This is a genomic window from Pseudomonas indica NBRC 103045, assembly GCF_002091635.1.
Lineage (GTDB): Bacteria > Pseudomonadota > Gammaproteobacteria > Pseudomonadales > Pseudomonadaceae > Pseudomonas_M > Pseudomonas_M indica.
Genome location: NZ_BDAC01000012.1, coordinates 73,965 through 88,381, shown reverse-complemented (window position 1 = coordinate 88,381; position 14,417 = coordinate 73,965). Strand labels below are relative to the sequence as shown.

Genomic DNA, 14,417 nt, shown 5'->3' with positions numbered 1-14,417 from the left:
CAGTGATGGCATATCTCGGGCGCCGCTAGACTACCAAGCCCACCGTGCGGGCACCCGAGAAAATTTGGCTATGACACGGATAGGCGGGCCGAAGATGCTTCCTGCGTTTTTCGGCATGACCGCCACATCCAGGGCGGCCGCGCGACTGGTGTCGCGGCGAGGTCAGGCCCGGTGTCGCTCCACGGCCTCGCGCAGGGTATCGATCAGCGCCTGGATGCGCCCGTGCTGCATCTTCATCGATGCCTTGTTGACGATCAGTCGCGAGCTGATGGTGGCAATCAGCTCCTGCGGTTCGAGACCATTGGCACGCAGCGTATTGCCGGTATCCACGACGTCGATGATCTTGTCGGCGAGGCCGACCAGCGGAGCCAGTTCCATGGAGCCGTACAGCTTGATCACCTCGACCTGGCGGCCCTGCTCGGCGTAATAACGCTTGGCGACGTTGACGAACTTGGTGGCCACCCGCAGGCGCCCTTTCGGTTCCGGCGCGCCTACCTTGCCGGCGGTCATCAACTTGCAATTGGCGATCTTCAGGTCCAGCGGCTCATAGAGCCCCTGGCTGCCGTATTCCATCAGCACGTCCTTGCCGGCCACACCGAGATCGGCGGCGCCATGCTCGACATAGGTCGGCACGTCGGTGGCGCGAACGATCAACAGCTGCACATCCTCCTGGGTGGTGGGGATGATCAGCTTGCGGCTCTTTTCCGGATTCTCGGTCGGCTCGATACCGGCTGCGGCCAGCAGCGGCAGGGTATCGTCGAGAATGCGGCCCTTGGACAGCGCGATGGTCAACATTGAACTGCGTCCTTCGAAACGGGCCCGGATAGCGGCTCCAGGCCCAACAGGAGCCGCCAGGCGGCTCCGGAAATCCGAACATCGGGCAAGGCGAAAAGCCTGCCCGACTACTCCTAGCCCGGCACGCGGCGAATCTTGGCGCCGAGCAACTGGAGTTTTTCCTCGATGCACTCGTAACCGCGATCGATATGGTAGATGCGGTCGATCAGCGTATCGCCCTGGGCAACAAGGCCGGCGATCACCAGGCTGGCGGAAGCACGCAGGTCGGTGGCCATGACCGGAGCACCCTTGAGGTGCGGCACGCCGGTGACGATGGCGGTATTGCCTTCGACCAGGATCTGCGCGCCCATGCGGTTCATCTCGTAGACGTGCATGAAGCGGTTTTCGAACACGGTCTCGATCACCGCACCGGTGCCTTCGGCGATGGCGTTCATGGAGATGAACTGCGCCTGCATGTCGGTCGGGAATGCCGGATAGGGTGCGGTACGCAGGTTGACCGCCTTGGGCCGGTTGCCCTTCATATCCAGCTCGATCCAGTTGCTGCCGGTGTCGATCTGGGCGCCCGCCTCTTCCAGCTTGAGCAAAACGGCTTCGAGGGTGGTGGGATCGGAATCCTTCACCTTCACCCGGCCGCCGGTCGCAGCGGCGGCCACCAGGTAGGTGCCGGTCTCGATACGGTCGGGCATGACGCTGTAGCGCGCGCCGCTCAGGCGCTTCACGCCGTCGATGATGATGGTGTCGGTGCCGGCGCCACGGATCTGCGCGCCCATGGCGTTCAGGCAGTTGGCCAGGTCGACCACCTCCGGCTCGCGGGCCGCGTTTTCCAGGACGCTGCGGCCGTTGGCCAGGGTCGCGGCCATCATGATGTTCTCGGTGCCGGTCACGCTGACCGTATCGAAGAAGAAGTGCGCGCCGCGCAGGCCGCCGGCGGGAGCCTTGGCCTTGATGTAGCCGCCTTCCACGTCGATCTTCGCGCCCATCGCCTCGAGACCGCGGATGTGCAGGTCCACAGGGCGCGAGCCGATGGCGCAACCGCCCGGCAGCGCCACTTCGGCCTCGCCGAAACGGGCGACCATGGGGCCGAGCACCAGGATCGACGCACGCATGGTCTTCACCAGCTCGTAGGGTGCAACCAGGGTCTTGATGTTGGTGGCATCCACCTCGACGCTGAGCTTCTCATCGATCACCGGCTGCACGCCCATGCGGCCGAACAGCTCGATCATGGTGGTGATGTCGTGCAGGTGCGGAAGGTTGCACACGGTGACCGGGCTGTCGGCCAGCAGCGTGGCGGCCAGAATCGGCAGGGCGGAGTTCTTCGCGCCGGAAATGCGGATTTCGCCGTCGAGGCGGGTTCCGCCGGTAATGATCAATTTGTCCATAGGAGTCTCGGCGGCAGGCCTCAGGAACGCTCGGCCCAGGCGGCGCGGCTGAAGAATTTCATGGTGACGGCATGAATGCTGCCATCGGCAATCCAGGCATTCAGGTGACTGTAAACCTGCTGCTGACGCTTCACCGGGCTCATGCCGGCCAACTCGTCGCTGATCACGTTCAACTGGAAGTTGCAGCCTTCCCCTTCCACTTCTACCTGGGTTCCCGGCATTTTTGCCTCCAGGAGGTCTTTCACTTCTACGGCCTGCATGCTCAACCTCAATCGGCGCCCTACGCGCGCGGGTCGGCCATCATACAAAAAAGCCCCCCGCCTGCGAACCCCGCAACGCGGGCCCCGGACGGAGGGCTTCCTCTTCGACTCGAGTCGCTCACGCTTCCTGCGGCAAGAGCTCGAGCAACTCGGACACCTGGGCAATCTGCCGCATGTCCGCGGGCAGACCACGCAGCCTGGCGTTCTTGCCTGCCGCCTTGGCATCGCGCATGAATGCCAGCAGCAGGGCCAGCCCTACGCTGCTGGACTTCTCCACGGCGGAGCAGTCCAACACGACTTCGGAAGACTCGCTGCGACGGACCAGCGCCTGCCCTTCGGCACGGAGCGCAGGCCCCGTGCTGTAGTCGAGAACGCCGGCCAGCCTCAGCTCGCCGTTTGCCCCCAGGCTGACGCTCGCCTCACTCATGACCGGCGGCCTTCTGGCCTTCCTCGGTATTCTTGGCCTTGGCCACCACATCGGCCCAGCCGTCGATGGTCTTGTCGAGGTCGTTGCCGTTGCGCTGCATGGCATCGGCGAACTGATCGCGGAACAGCTTGCCGATGTTGATGCCGTTGATGATCACGTTACGCAGCATCCATTGATCGTCGATCTTCACCAGTGTGTAGGAAACCGGGTAGACAGTCCCCTTGCTGTCGCGCACTTCCATACCGACGCTGGTGCGGTCGGCACCTTCCTGCTTGGCCGGCAGGACGCGGATGTCCTGGTTGTCGTACTCCAGCAGCGCATTGCCGTAGAACTGCATCAGGCTGCGCTTGAAGTTTTCCTGGAAGCGCTTCATCTGCTCCGGCGAGGCTTTCCGCGAGTATTTGACGGTCATGATGCTGCGGGAAATGCCATCGGCATCCACCACCGGACCAAGAATGCGGTTCAGTGCGTCGTAGAACGCACTGGGATTGCTGCGATAGGTATCCTTGTTCGCTTTCAGGTCGCTGAGCAACTCGTCGGTCGTTTGCTGCACGATCTGGTGCGCACTCGGCGCAGCCACGGCGAAAAGAGGAAGAACGGCCAGCATCACCAGCAGGCCGCGACGCAAAACAGAGATCATGAAAGACGTCCTCACTTGGGTTGCTCTCTATTGACCGAGTTGATCAGGAACTTGCCGATCAGGTCCTCCAGCACCAACGCCGACTGGGTGTCCTGTATGGTGCCGCCATCCTTCAGCAATTCGTCCTCCCCACCTACGCTGATGCCGACGTATTTCTCGCCGAGCAGGCCGGCGGTGAGAATCGACGCGGTGGAGTCCACCGGCAGATTGTCGACACGCTCCTCGATTTCCATGGTCACGCGACCGGTGAAGCTGTCGCGATCCAGGTCGATCGCCGTCACCTTGCCGATGGTGACGCCGGCCATGGTGACCTTGGCCCTGACGGTTAGACCGGCGATGTTGTCGAAATATGCATAGAGCTTGTAGGTGTCGCCGTTATTGCCCACCGACAGGCCACTGACCCGCAGCGCCAGCAACAGCAAGGCCAGCAACCCAGCCAGGAGGAACAGGCCGACACCGATTTCCAGGGTGCGGATTTGCATCAGAAGTCTCCAAACATCAAGGCGGTCAGAATGAAGTCCAGGCCCAGCACGGCCAGCGAGGCGTAGACCACGGTTCGAGTCGTTGCGCGACCGATCCCTTCCGAGGTCGGTTCGCAGTCGTAACCCTGGAACACGGCGATCCAGGTCACGACGAAGGCGAAGACGATGCTTTTGATCACGCCGTTGAGCACGTCTTCGGAAAAATCGACACTGTTCTGCATGTTGGCCCAGAACGAGCCCTCATAGACGCCGAGCCAGTCCACCGCGACCATGGCCCCCCCCCAGATGCCGACCACGCTGAAGATCATCGCCAGCAGCGGCATGGAAATGAAACCGGCCCACAGGCGCGGCGCGATCACGTACTTGAGCGGATCGACGCCGATCATCTCCAGACTGGAAAGCTGCTCGGTGGATTTCATGTTGCCGATCTCGGCGGTCAGCGCGGAGCCGGCGCGCCCGGCGAACAGCAGGCCGGTCACGACCGGTCCCAGCTCACGCAGCAACGTGAGCGCCACCATCTGTCCGACGGCCTGCTCGGAACCGTAGTCGACCAGGATGTTGTAGCCCTGCAGCGCCAGCACCATGCCGATGAAAATGCCGGACACCACGATGATCGCCAGGGACAGCACGCCTACCGCATACAGCTGCTTCACCAGCAACTGGAAGCCATTGCCCGCGCCATCCCGGCCGAACAGCACATGCAACAGGAACAGGGTCGAACGGCCCATTGCCTCGACCACATCGAGACCCGCCTTGCCAAGCAGGCGGATGCGTTCGAGCACGGATGTCTTGCGCATCAGCGCCCTCCCAGAAGATCGTCGCGGTAATCGGGCGCCGGATAATGGAAAGGCACCGGGCCGTCCGGCGTACCTTGCATGAACTGGCGGATACGCGGGTTATCGGAATTCATCAATTCTTTCGGCGTGCCCTGCCCAAGCACCTGGCCATCGCCCACCACGAACAGGTAGTCGGCGATGCTGGCCGTCTCGGCGAGGTCGTGAGACACCACGATACTGGTGATACCCAGCGCATCGTTGAGCAGGCGGATCAGGCGTACCAGAACGCCCATGGCGATCGGGTCCTGCCCCACGAAAGGCTCGTCGTACATGAGGATCTGCGGATCCAGCGCGATGGCGCGGGCCAGCGCCACGCGGCGCTTCATGCCGCCCGACAGCTCATCCGGCATCAACTCGATGGCCCCCCGCAACCCGACCGCCTGCAACTTCATCAACACGATGTCGCGGATCATTTCGTCCGGCAGCTTGGTGTGCACCCGCAGGGGAAAGGCAACGTTCTCGAACACATCGAGATCGGTGAACAGGGCGCCGCTCTGGAACAGGACGCCCATCTGCTTGCGCATGTCGAACAATTCGCTGCGCGACAACCTGGGCAGGTTCTGCCCATTGACCCATACTTCGCCGGCGGAGGGTTTGAGCTGGGCGGCGATCAGACGCAGCAGGGTCGTCTTGCCGCAGCCGGACGGCCCCATGATCCCCGTCACCTTGCCGCGCGGGATTCGGATATCGACGTTGTTGAAGATACTGCGCGCACCGCGCTTGAAGGTCACGCCCTTCAGTTCGACCGCGTAGTCGTTCTCGGCGCTCATCTGGACTCCTATCGATGCAGCCTCCCTGGCAGACGCCGCGACCCGCGATGGGGACACCGCACCCGCCTGCCGGGCCGGCCGGACAAGCCGCGCACTATAACATCGCAGTACTCGGCGCCCCAAGGCTGGAAAGGTCTTTGTTCAGCCTGGAGACAGCTTCGCAGATGTTCTGCTCCAAGAAAGGTGAGCGAATTCGCCTTTGCCGGTATAATCGTCGCCTTTTCGTTCAGCCACAGTCGTTTGCCCATGAACCAGTCCCACAGCCTGATCCAGTCCGCCCAACGCACCATCCGCCTTGAGCTCGAAGCCGTCGAGGCCCTGCTCTCCCGCATCAACGGCGATTTCGTGCGGGCCTGCGAACTGCTGCTGGCCTGCAAGGGGCGCATCGTGGTGGTCGGCATGGGCAAGTCCGGGCACATCGGCAACAAGATCGCGGCCACCCTAGCCAGCACCGGTACTCCCGCCTTCTTCGTACACCCGGCCGAAGCCAGCCACGGCGACATGGGCATGATCACCCGCGACGACATCGTCCTGGCCCTGTCCAACTCCGGCTCCACAGCCGAAATCGTGACCCTCCTGCCGCTGATCAAACGCCTTGGCATCACGCTCGTCAGCCTGACCGGCAACCCGGACTCGCCGCTGGCCAAGGCCGCGGAAGTCAATCTGGACGCCCGTGTCCCGCAGGAAGCCTGCCCGCTGAACCTGGCACCGACCTCTTCGACGACCGTCAGCCTGGTCCTCGGCGATGCCCTGGCCATCGCGCTACTGGAAGCACGCGGCTTCACTGCCGAGGACTTCGCGTTTTCCCATCCGGGCGGCGCACTCGGCCGCCGTCTGCTGCTCAAGGTGGAGGATGTGATGCACAGTGGCGATCGCCTGCCCCGTATCCAGCGCGGCACGTCACTGCGCGAAGCGCTGCTGGAAATGACCGAGAAAGGCCTCGGCATGACCGTGGTGCTGGAGCAGGACGGACGCCTGGCCGGTGTCTTCACCGACGGCGACCTGCGTCGCACGCTGGACCGCGGCATCGACGTCCGCCAGGCCTGCATCGACGAAGTGATGACGGTGCACGGCAAAACCATCCTCCCGGAAATGCTCGCCGCCGAGGCCCTGAAAATCATGGAAGACTTCAAGATCAACGCTCTGGTGGTGACCGACAAGGACGATCGCCCGATCGGCGCCTTGAACATGCATGACCTGCTGCGCGCGGGAGTCATGTAATGAGCCTCGATCTCTTGCAGCGCGCCCAGGCGATCAAACTGGCGATCTTCGACGTAGACGGCGTTCTCACCGACGGCCGCCTCTACTTCCTCACCGACGGTAGCGAATTCAAGACGTTCAACACCCTGGACGGCCACGGCATCAAGATGCTGATCAACTCCGGCGTGCGCACCGCCATCATCAGCGGACGCAAGACCCCGGTGGTCGAGCGGCGCGCGCAGAACCTCGGCATCCAGCATCTTTACCAGGGCCGGGAAGATAAACTGGCGGTACTCGACGAATTGCTCAGCGAACTCAGCCTCGGCTACGAGCAGGTCGCCTACCTCGGCGACGACCTGCCCGACCTGCCGGTGATCCGCCGCGTTGGCCTGGGCATGGCCGTAGCGAGCGCCGATGCCTTCGTTCGCCAGCACGCCCACGGCGTGACCCAGGCCCGTGGCGGCGAAGGCGCCGCACGGGAATTCTGCGAATTGATCATGCGCGCCCAAGGCAGCCTCGAAGCCGCCCAGGCCGCCTATCTGTAAGGTCGACCATGCTGCGTAAACTGCGCTTCATCGTCCTGCTCAGCCTGATCGCGGCCCTGCTGGCCGCCGTGGGCTACTGGAACATTCGTCCGGAAAGCTTTCTGGACCGCCCTGTCGCAACCGTCGACGAAAGCGCCATCGACTTCTATGCGATCAACGCGCGTAGCGTGCAATTCCAGGAAGACGGCAAACTTCGTTACGAGATGCGCGCCGACAGGCTGGACCACGTCAAGGCCACGGACGTCACCCTGCTGAACGAGCCGGACCTGCTGCTCTATCGCGGTACCGAATTGCCCTGGCACGTGCGCAGCGACCGCGGCGAAGTCGCCCCCGAAGGCCAGGAAGTCGAGCTGATCGAAGCCGTCCGCGTCGAACGCACCGACGCCAAGGGCCGCCCGACCATTCTCACCACCAGCCGCCTGACCGTGTTCCCCGAGAAGGAATATGCGCAGACCCAGCAAGCCGTTAGAATCGAGGCCGCCAACGGGGTGACCACGGCACAGGGAATGAAAGCGTATTTGAATGATGGCAGGATGCTCCTGCTGTCCAACGTAAGAGGCCAGCATGAGGTTCGTTAACCCCCTCCCCCTTCTGCTCAGCTTGAGCGCCGCGCTGGGAAGCGTAAGCGCATGGGCATTGCCCAGCGACCGGGACCAACCGATCCGCGTCCAAGCCGATAGCGCCGAGCTCGACGACAAGCAGGGCGTAGCCGTCTATCGCGGCGACGTCGTGATCACCCAGGGCACCCTGAAGATCACCGGCAACACGGTAACCATCACGCAGAACAAGAACGGCGACATCGAAGTCTTCACGGCTGTCGGCAAGCCCGCGTATTACGAGCAGAAGCCGGCGGTGGACAAGGATATCGTCAAGGCCTACGGCCTGACCATCCAGTACTTCGCCGCCAACGAGCGCATCGTCCTGCTCGACCAGGCCAAGGTCATCCAGGAAGGCAACACCTTCGAAGGCGAAAAGATCGTCTATGACACCCAGCGCCAGATCGTCAACGCGGGTCGCGCCAGCGGCGCCGAGGTAACGACGCCGCGCCCGCGCATCGACATGGTCATCCAGCCGAGGAAGAAGGAACAGCCTGCGGAGCAGCCCCAGTAATGGCCACCCTGAAAGCCCAGCACCTGGCCAAGAGCTACAAGGGCCGCCAGGTCGTCCGCGACGTCAGCCTGTCCATCGACAGCGGCCAGATCGTCGGCCTGCTCGGCCCCAACGGCGCCGGCAAGACCACTTGCTTCTACATGATCGTCGGCTTGGTCCAGGCCGATCAGGGGCGCATCCTGATCGACGATCGCGACGTCAGCCACCAGCCGATGCATGGCCGCGCCCGTGCCGGCATCGGCTATCTACCGCAGGAAGCCTCGATCTTCCGCAAGCTCAGCGTGGCCGACAATATCATGGCGATCCTGGAAACCCGCAAGGACCTCGATCGCGCCGGCCGCCAGCAGGCCCTGGAAGCGCTGCTGCAGGAATTCCACATCAGTCATATCCGCGACAGCCTCGGCATGAGCCTGTCGGGCGGCGAGCGGCGCCGAGTGGAAATCGCCCGGGCGCTGGCCACCTCACCCAAGTTCATCCTGCTCGACGAACCTTTTGCCGGCGTGGACCCGATTTCCGTGGGCGATATCAAGCAAATCATCCATCACCTGAAGGGCAAGGGCATCGGTGTGTTGATCACCGACCATAATGTCCGCGAAACGCTGGATATCTGCGAAACGGCCTATATCGTCAACGACGGCCAGTTGATCGCCGAAGGCGATGCCGAGACAATCCTGGCCAACCAGTTGGTCAAGGAAGTCTACCTCGGCCACGAGTTCCGCCTGTAACCTCCACCCAGATCGATTTCCGGGTGGACGCACGGATGCAGCGCATCGCCTGCTACCTTTTCCTTCCTTGCCGCGGCGGCATCGAGCTGCTTCTCGAGCAACATGAGAAGGGAAATATTTGAAGACACGGCCTAGTCAAAGCAGACGAAGTCAGGCATATAATTTGCTTCCTGGTGGCGCTTCAGCGCCCTGTAGTGGATGGCGCAGATGCGCCGGCAAATAAGGTCGCCATGAAACCATCGCTAGTCCTTAAGATGGGCCAGCAGCTGACGATGACACCTCAGCTGCAACAGGCCATCCGCCTGCTCCAACTGTCCACCCTGGATTTGCAACAGGAAATCCAGGAGGCTCTCGAATCCAACCCGATGCTCGAGCGTCAGGAGGAAGGCGACGATTTCGACAACTCCGACCCATTGGCCGATGGCGACGAGTTGCCCAATCCCGGCAGTCAGGAAGTGTCCTTCCAGGATGCCGCACCTACGGTGGAAACCCTGGAAGACGGCGAATGGCACGAGCGCATTCCCAGCGAACTACCGGTCGACACCGCCTGGGAAGACGTCTACCAGACCAGCGCCAGCAGCCTGCCCAGCAGCGATGACGACGAGTGGGATTTCACTTCCCGCACCTCCGCGGGTGAAAGCCTGCAAAGCCACCTGCTCTGGCAATTGAACCTGGCACCGATGTCGGACACCGATCGCCTGATCGCCACCACCATCATCGATTGCATCGACAACAACGGCTATCTCGAGGAAAGCCTTGAGGAAATCCTCGAATCCTTCGACCCCGAGCTCGACATCGAACTGGACGAAGTGGAAGTGGTCCTGCACCGCATCCAGCAGTTCGAACCTGCCGGCGTGGGCGCCCGCGATCTGCGTGAATGCCTGACCCTGCAACTGCGCCAGCTACCCGCCGACACGCCCTGGCTGGACGAAGCCAAGCGCCTGGCCAACGACTACCTCGACCTCCTCGGCAGCCGCGACTACAGCCAACTGATGCGGCGCATGAAGCTCAAGGAAGACGAGCTGCGCCAGGTCATCGAACTGATCCAGAGCCTCAACCCGCGCCCCGGTTCGCAGATCGAGGCCAGCGAGCCCGAATATGTCGTGCCCGACGTGGTGGTGCGCAAGCACAACGACCGCTGGCTGGTGGAGCTGAACCAGGAGGCGGTACCGCGCCTGCGGGTCAATCCCCATTACGCCGGCTTCGTCCGTCGCGCCGACTCCAGCGCCGACAACACCTTCATGCGCAATCAGCTGCAGGAGGCGCGCTGGTTCATCAAGAGCCTGCAGAGCCGCAACGAAACCCTGATGAAGGTGGCGACCCAGATCGTCGAACACCAGCGCGGTTTCCTCGAATACGGCGAAGAGGCGATGAAGCCCCTGGTCCTGCACGACATCGCCGAAGCGGTGGGCATGCACGAGTCGACCATTTCCCGGGTGACCACCCAGAAGTTCATGCATACCCCGCGCGGGATCTACGAACTGAAGTACTTTTTCTCCAGCCACGTCAGCACCTCCGAAGGCGGCGAATGCTCCTCCACGGCGATCCGGGCGATCATCAAGAAACTGGTCGCGGCGGAAAATCCGAAAAAGCCGTTGAGCGACAGCAAGATCGCTGGTTTACTGGAGGCACAGGGCATTCAAGTAGCCCGTCGCACGGTCGCCAAGTACCGCGAGTCGCTCGGGATAGCCCCCTCCAGCGAACGCAAGCGATTGATGTGACGCGGCATTGACCCAGGCCAAAGTGTTCCGGTGACAGGCCCGTTAGCCTGTCTCTAATACACACGGGCAACAAGGAGAAGCGGTATGCAAGTCAACATCAGTGGACATCAACTGGTTGTGACCGACGCCCTACGCGACTATGTCGCTGAAAAACTCAGTCGATTGGAACGCCACTTCGACCGAATCACCAACGTGCAGGTGATCATGGAGGTTGAGAAACTGAAGCAGAAAATCGAAGCCACCCTGCACATCGCCGGCGGCGAGGTCGTCGCCAACGCCGAACATGAAGACATGTACGCGGCCATCGACCTTCTGACCGACAAACTCGATCGTCAATTGATCAAGCACAAGGAAAAGCAGCTCAATCGCCAGCAGGGTGCAATGGCCCGCTGACGCTTTCTCCCTTCTTATGATCCGACTAGAAAATATCCTGACCCCCGGCCGTTCCCTGGTGAACGTGCCGGGCGGCAGCAAGAAGCGTGTACTCGAACAGATAGCCAACCTGGTTGCTCGCGAAGTGCCCGAGCTGGATAGCCAGGATATATTCGAGAGCCTGATCGCCCGCGAAAAGCTCGGGTCCACCGGCTTCGGCAACGGCATCGCGATCCCCCATTGCCGGCTGCCCGGCTGTACCTCGCCGATCAGCGCTCTGCTCCGACTCGATTCCCCCGTGGACTTCGATGCCATCGACGGTGCCCCGGTCGATCTGTTGTTCGTCCTGCTGGTTCCCGAAGCGGCCACCGACGCACACCTCGAACTGCTCCGCCAGATCGCCAGCATGCTCGACCGTGGCGACGTACGCGAACGTCTGCGCCATGCGCCGAGCGGCGAAGCCCTGTATCAGGTGGTGGTAGACATCCAGAACGGCCGATAGGGTTTCCGACATGCGCCTGATCATCGTCAGCGGACGCTCCGGTTCGGGCAAGAGCACTGCCCTCGACGTACTCGAGGACAATGGTTTCTATTGCATCGACAACCTGCCCGCCGGCTTGCTGCCTGAACTGGCCGAACGCGCGTTGCTCCATACCGAACTGCTGCATCCGCAGGTTGCGGTATCCATCGACGCACGCAACCTGCCCAGCCATTTGCAGCGTTTCCCCGACCTGTTGGAAGAGGTCCGCGCCCGCCACATTCTCTGTGACGTGCTCTATCTCGACGCCGATGACGAGACGTTGCTCAAGCGCTTCTCGGAGACCCGACGACGGCACCCACTGACCAACGAAACACGTTCCCTGGCCGAAGCGATCCATGACGAAGGCGGCCTTCTCGGCCCGATCGCCGATCTGGCCGACCTGAAGATCGATACCACCCACCTCAACCTCTACCAGCTCCGCGACACGATCAAGCTGCGCCTGCTGAACAAGCCGGAACCCGGCACGGCCTTTCTGGTCGAGTCGTTCGGATTCAAGCGCGGCATGCCGGTGGATGCGGATCTGGTATTCGATGTACGCTGCCTGCCGAATCCTTACTGGAAGCCGGAACTGCGCGACTTTTCCGGTCTGGACCAGCCAGTGATCGAGTACCTGGCAGCGCAACCCGATGTCGAAGACATGTATCAGGACATTCGCGGTTACCTGCAGAAGTGGCTGCCGCGATTCGCCGCGAGCAATCGCGCCTATGTCACCATCGCCATCGGTTGTACCGGCGGGCACCACCGCTCGGTGTACCTGGCGGAGCGGCTAGGCCAGGTCCTGAAAGAACAACTGAAGAACGTTCAGGTTCGCCACCGCGACCTCCGCTGAAAGAAGGATTCAAAGCGCGATGCCTGCCTGCGAAATCACCATTATCAACAAGCTCGGCCTGCACGCCCGCGCAGCCGCCAAGTTCGTTGGCGTTGCCGGACGCTACCCCTGCCAGGTCAAGGTAGGCCGCTCACCGGAAAGTCTCGTCGATGGCAAGAGCATCATGGCTGTCATGATGCTCGCCGCCGGGAAGGGGACGCCGATTCATCTCCACACCGAAGGCGAGCAGGACGACGATGCCCTGAACGCCTTGATCGAACTGATCAACAACCGCTTCGACGAAGGCGAATAAACCGCGCAAGCTGCAAGCGAGCCAGGCTGAGGCGGACCTCACCCTTCCAGCAAACGCTCACGCTTTTTTCTTGAAGCTTGCAGCTTGACGCTGCTTTTTAGCTCCCCGCGACTGTCATCCGCTCGATGAGCACCGAGCCCGTGCTGATGCTACTGCGCCGCTCCAGATCTTTGCCCACTGCAGCGATGCCGAGGAACATGTCACGCAGGTTTCCGGCAATGGTGACTTCCTGAACCGGGAACTGGATCTCTCCGTTCTCGACCCAATAGCCCGCCGCACCGCGGGAGTAATCGCCAGTCACCAGGTTCAGCCCCTGCCCCATCAGCTCGGTCACAAACAGCCCACGGCCCATTCGGCGGATCAGGGCAGCCTGGTCTTCGTCGCCGTGGCTGACGAATAGGTTGTGCACACCACCGGCATTGGCGGTGCTCGGCATGTTCAGCTTGCGCCCGGAATAGGTGCTGAGCACGTAGGACAACAGCTCGCCCTGCTCGATGAACGATTTGGCATAGGTCGCCAGGCCATCCCCATCGAAGGTGGCACTGCCCAGCGCACGGGGAATATGCGGGCGCTCGTCCAGCTTCATCCATTCGGGGAATAGCCGCTGCCCTAAAGCGCCTTCGAGGAAGGAAGACTTGCGGTAAATATTGCCGCCGGAAATCGCAGCCAGGAAATGCCCGAACAGGCCAGTGGCCAATTCGGCAGCGAACAGCACGGGCACCTCGCATGTCGGCACCGGGCGCGCACCGAGGCGGCGGACAGCACGTTCCGCAGCATGCCGGCCGATGCTCGCCGGATCGGCCAATGCTTCGCCCTGGCGGCTGACGTCATACCAGTAGTCGCGCTGCATCTGCCCTTCGCCTTCGGCGATCATTACGCAGCTCAGGCTGTGACGGGTACTGGCATAGCCGCCGATGAAGCCGTTGCTGTTGCCGTATACACGGCAACCCTGATGGGTATTCAGGCTGGTGCCGTCGGCATTGCGGATGCGCGAATCGGTGGCGAAGGCGGCCGCCTCGCAATTCAAGGCCAGTTCGACGGCCTGCTCCGGCGTGATCGGCCAGGGGTGGAACAGGTCCAGCTCCGGCAGGTCGCGGGCCATCAGGTCCGCATCGGCCAACCCCGCGCACTCATCCTCCGAAGCGTGCTTGGCGATCGCCAGGGCCGCCGCGACGGTTTCATGGATAGCGTCCTCGCCGCTCGCCGAGGTACTCGCCGAGCCCTTGCGCTTGCCAACATAGAGCGTGATGCCGAACCCCTGGTCCCGGTTGAACTCCACCGTTTCCACTTCACGCTGCCGAACGGTGGTGGACAACCCCTGCTCCACCGAGACCGACACCTCGCAGGCGCTGGCGCCCTGCCGTTTGGCTTCGGCAAGGATGCGTTCCACCTTGGCCTCGAGTTCCGGCAACGCCTGCGGTCCCACCACTGCTACTTCACTCATAACCACTCCGTTTCTCTAGCCTGCTGGACCAGTCACCTGGCAGGGCCGG

At 62.4% G+C, this 14,417-nt stretch carries 19 protein-coding genes; 10 read left to right on the top strand and 9 right to left on the bottom strand.

The window, feature by feature from the left end:
- Window positions 1-162: 162 nt before the first annotated feature.
- The 8 genes from hisG to PIN01S_RS15290 all read right to left on the bottom strand — a co-directional run bounded on the left by hisG (window position 163) and on the right by PIN01S_RS15290 (window position 5,589).
- On the bottom strand, window positions 163-795 hold the full coding sequence (gene hisG / locus PIN01S_RS15325) for an ATP phosphoribosyltransferase (protein WP_084336553.1): 633 nt from the start codon (window positions 793-795) through the stop codon (window positions 163-165).
- 113 nt (window positions 796-908) lie between these two features.
- Window positions 909-2,174 carry a UDP-N-acetylglucosamine 1-carboxyvinyltransferase gene (gene murA / locus PIN01S_RS15320; RefSeq protein ID WP_084336552.1) on the bottom strand — a complete coding sequence of 422 codons (1,266 nt, stop codon included), beginning with the start codon at window positions 2,172-2,174 and terminating at the stop codon, window positions 909-911.
- A gap of 20 nt (window positions 2,175-2,194) precedes the next feature.
- Window positions 2,195-2,434: a BolA family protein gene (locus tag PIN01S_RS15315; RefSeq protein ID WP_084336551.1), complete on the bottom strand. Its 240-nt coding sequence runs from the start codon at window positions 2,432-2,434 to the stop codon at window positions 2,195-2,197.
- A gap of 118 nt (window positions 2,435-2,552) precedes the next feature.
- Window positions 2,553-2,861, bottom strand: a complete 309-nt coding sequence (locus PIN01S_RS15310) for an STAS domain-containing protein (protein WP_084336550.1) — start codon at window positions 2,859-2,861, stop codon at window positions 2,553-2,555.
- A complete protein-coding gene (locus PIN01S_RS15305; RefSeq protein ID WP_084336549.1) occupies window positions 2,854-3,501 on the bottom strand; it encodes an MlaC/ttg2D family ABC transporter substrate-binding protein in 648 nt (215 codons plus the stop codon). Before PIN01S_RS15305 ends, PIN01S_RS15310 begins: the two co-directional genes overlap by 8 nt.
- 11 nt (window positions 3,502-3,512) lie before the next feature.
- On the bottom strand, window positions 3,513-3,983 hold the full coding sequence (gene mlaD / locus PIN01S_RS15300; protein WP_084336548.1) for an outer membrane lipid asymmetry maintenance protein MlaD: 471 nt from the start codon (window positions 3,981-3,983) through the stop codon (window positions 3,513-3,515).
- Window positions 3,983-4,780: a lipid asymmetry maintenance ABC transporter permease subunit MlaE gene (mlaE, locus tag PIN01S_RS15295; protein WP_084336547.1), complete on the bottom strand. Its 798-nt coding sequence runs from the start codon at window positions 4,778-4,780 to the stop codon at window positions 3,983-3,985. Before mlaE ends, mlaD begins: the two co-directional genes overlap by 1 nt.
- Window positions 4,780-5,589 (bottom strand): ATP-binding cassette domain-containing protein, encoded by an 810-nt coding sequence (locus PIN01S_RS15290; protein ID WP_084336546.1) that lies wholly within the window; start codon window positions 5,587-5,589, stop codon window positions 4,780-4,782. The genes mlaE and PIN01S_RS15290 overlap by 1 nt, the downstream gene beginning before the upstream one ends.
- Before the next feature lie 246 nt (window positions 5,590-5,835).
- Between PIN01S_RS15290 and PIN01S_RS15285 the strand changes: the two genes are divergently transcribed.
- The 10 genes from PIN01S_RS15285 (at window position 5,836) to PIN01S_RS15240 (ending at window position 12,924) form a co-directional block, all read left to right on the top strand.
- A complete protein-coding gene (locus PIN01S_RS15285; protein WP_084336728.1) occupies window positions 5,836-6,810 on the top strand; it encodes a KpsF/GutQ family sugar-phosphate isomerase in 975 nt (324 codons plus the stop codon).
- Window positions 6,810-7,334 carry a 3-deoxy-manno-octulosonate-8-phosphatase KdsC gene (kdsC, locus tag PIN01S_RS15280; protein ID WP_084336545.1) on the top strand — a complete coding sequence of 175 codons (525 nt, stop codon included), beginning with the start codon at window positions 6,810-6,812 and terminating at the stop codon, window positions 7,332-7,334. The genes PIN01S_RS15285 and kdsC overlap by 1 nt, the downstream gene beginning before the upstream one ends.
- Before the next feature lie 8 nt (window positions 7,335-7,342).
- The gene (lptC, locus tag PIN01S_RS15275) at window positions 7,343-7,912 is read left to right on the top strand and encodes an LPS export ABC transporter periplasmic protein LptC (protein ID WP_084336544.1); all 570 of its coding nucleotides are present in this window, start codon (window positions 7,343-7,345) and stop codon (window positions 7,910-7,912) included.
- Window positions 7,899-8,444 carry a lipopolysaccharide transport periplasmic protein LptA gene (gene lptA, locus PIN01S_RS15270; RefSeq protein WP_084336543.1) on the top strand — a complete coding sequence of 182 codons (546 nt, stop codon included), beginning with the start codon at window positions 7,899-7,901 and terminating at the stop codon, window positions 8,442-8,444. Before lptC ends, lptA begins: the two co-directional genes overlap by 14 nt.
- Window positions 8,444-9,169 (top strand): LPS export ABC transporter ATP-binding protein, encoded by a 726-nt coding sequence (lptB, locus tag PIN01S_RS15265; RefSeq protein WP_084336542.1) that lies wholly within the window; start codon window positions 8,444-8,446, stop codon window positions 9,167-9,169. Before lptA ends, lptB begins: the two co-directional genes overlap by 1 nt.
- A gap of 230 nt (window positions 9,170-9,399) precedes the next feature.
- A complete protein-coding gene (locus PIN01S_RS15260; RefSeq protein WP_084336541.1) occupies window positions 9,400-10,890 on the top strand; it encodes an RNA polymerase factor sigma-54 in 1,491 nt (496 codons plus the stop codon).
- An 84-nt stretch (window positions 10,891-10,974) separates the two neighbouring features.
- Entirely contained in the window at window positions 10,975-11,283 is a 309-nt protein-coding gene (gene hpf / locus PIN01S_RS15255) for a ribosome hibernation-promoting factor, HPF/YfiA family (RefSeq protein WP_084336540.1), read from the top strand.
- Window positions 11,284-11,299: 16 nt separating this feature from the next.
- Window positions 11,300-11,764, top strand: a complete 465-nt coding sequence (ptsN, locus tag PIN01S_RS15250) for a PTS IIA-like nitrogen regulatory protein PtsN (RefSeq protein ID WP_084336539.1) — start codon at window positions 11,300-11,302, stop codon at window positions 11,762-11,764.
- 10 nt (window positions 11,765-11,774) lie between these two features.
- Window positions 11,775-12,632: an RNase adapter RapZ gene (gene rapZ / locus PIN01S_RS15245; RefSeq protein WP_084336538.1), complete on the top strand. Its 858-nt coding sequence runs from the start codon at window positions 11,775-11,777 to the stop codon at window positions 12,630-12,632.
- Between the two features lie 19 nt (window positions 12,633-12,651).
- Entirely contained in the window at window positions 12,652-12,924 is a 273-nt protein-coding gene (locus PIN01S_RS15240; RefSeq protein ID WP_084336537.1) for an HPr family phosphocarrier protein, read from the top strand.
- Window positions 12,925-13,021: 97 nt separating this feature from the next.
- On the opposite strand, the gene pmbA is transcribed toward PIN01S_RS15240, so the two are convergent.
- The gene (gene pmbA, locus PIN01S_RS15235; RefSeq protein WP_084336536.1) at window positions 13,022-14,368 is read right to left on the bottom strand and encodes a metalloprotease PmbA; all 1,347 of its coding nucleotides are present in this window, start codon (window positions 14,366-14,368) and stop codon (window positions 13,022-13,024) included.
- Between the last annotated feature and the right edge of the window lie 49 nt (window positions 14,369-14,417).

Bases quoted from the DNA above. Each gene is read 5' to 3' on its own strand.
- PIN01S_RS15305 (WP_084336549.1), bottom strand. From the start codon at position 3,501: ATGATCTCTGTTTTGCGTCGCGGCCTGCTGGTGATGCTGGCCGTTCTT.
- lptB (WP_084336542.1), top strand. From the start codon at position 8,444: ATGGCCACCCTGAAAGCCCAGCACCTGGCCAAGAGCTACAAGGGCCGC.
- PIN01S_RS15260 (WP_084336541.1), top strand. From the start codon at position 9,400: ATGAAACCATCGCTAGTCCTTAAGATGGGCCAGCAGCTGACGATGACA.
- pmbA (WP_084336536.1), bottom strand. From the start codon at position 14,368: ATGAGTGAAGTAGCAGTGGTGGGACCGCAGGCGTTGCCGGAACTCGAG.
- PIN01S_RS15315 (WP_084336551.1), bottom strand. From the start codon at position 2,434: ATGCAGGCCGTAGAAGTGAAAGACCTCCTGGAGGCAAAAATGCCGGGA.
- hisG (WP_084336553.1), bottom strand. From the start codon at position 795: ATGTTGACCATCGCGCTGTCCAAGGGCCGCATTCTCGACGATACCCTG.
- PIN01S_RS15290 (WP_084336546.1), bottom strand. From the start codon at position 5,589: ATGAGCGCCGAGAACGACTACGCGGTCGAACTGAAGGGCGTGACCTTC.
- lptA (WP_084336543.1), top strand. From the start codon at position 7,899: ATGAGGTTCGTTAACCCCCTCCCCCTTCTGCTCAGCTTGAGCGCCGCG.
- PIN01S_RS15240 (WP_084336537.1), top strand. From the start codon at position 12,652: ATGCCTGCCTGCGAAATCACCATTATCAACAAGCTCGGCCTGCACGCC.
- PIN01S_RS15285 (WP_084336728.1), top strand. From the start codon at position 5,836: ATGAACCAGTCCCACAGCCTGATCCAGTCCGCCCAACGCACCATCCGC.
- mlaD (WP_084336548.1), bottom strand. From the start codon at position 3,983: ATGCAAATCCGCACCCTGGAAATCGGTGTCGGCCTGTTCCTCCTGGCT.
- murA (WP_084336552.1), bottom strand. From the start codon at position 2,174: ATGGACAAATTGATCATTACCGGCGGAACCCGCCTCGACGGCGAAATC.
- kdsC (WP_084336545.1), top strand. From the start codon at position 6,810: ATGAGCCTCGATCTCTTGCAGCGCGCCCAGGCGATCAAACTGGCGATC.
- hpf (WP_084336540.1), top strand. From the start codon at position 10,975: ATGCAAGTCAACATCAGTGGACATCAACTGGTTGTGACCGACGCCCTA.
- mlaE (WP_084336547.1), bottom strand. From the start codon at position 4,780: ATGCGCAAGACATCCGTGCTCGAACGCATCCGCCTGCTTGGCAAGGCG.
- ptsN (WP_084336539.1), top strand. From the start codon at position 11,300: ATGATCCGACTAGAAAATATCCTGACCCCCGGCCGTTCCCTGGTGAAC.
- lptC (WP_084336544.1), top strand. From the start codon at position 7,343: ATGCTGCGTAAACTGCGCTTCATCGTCCTGCTCAGCCTGATCGCGGCC.
- PIN01S_RS15310 (WP_084336550.1), bottom strand. From the start codon at position 2,861: ATGAGTGAGGCGAGCGTCAGCCTGGGGGCAAACGGCGAGCTGAGGCTG.
- rapZ (WP_084336538.1), top strand. From the start codon at position 11,775: ATGCGCCTGATCATCGTCAGCGGACGCTCCGGTTCGGGCAAGAGCACT.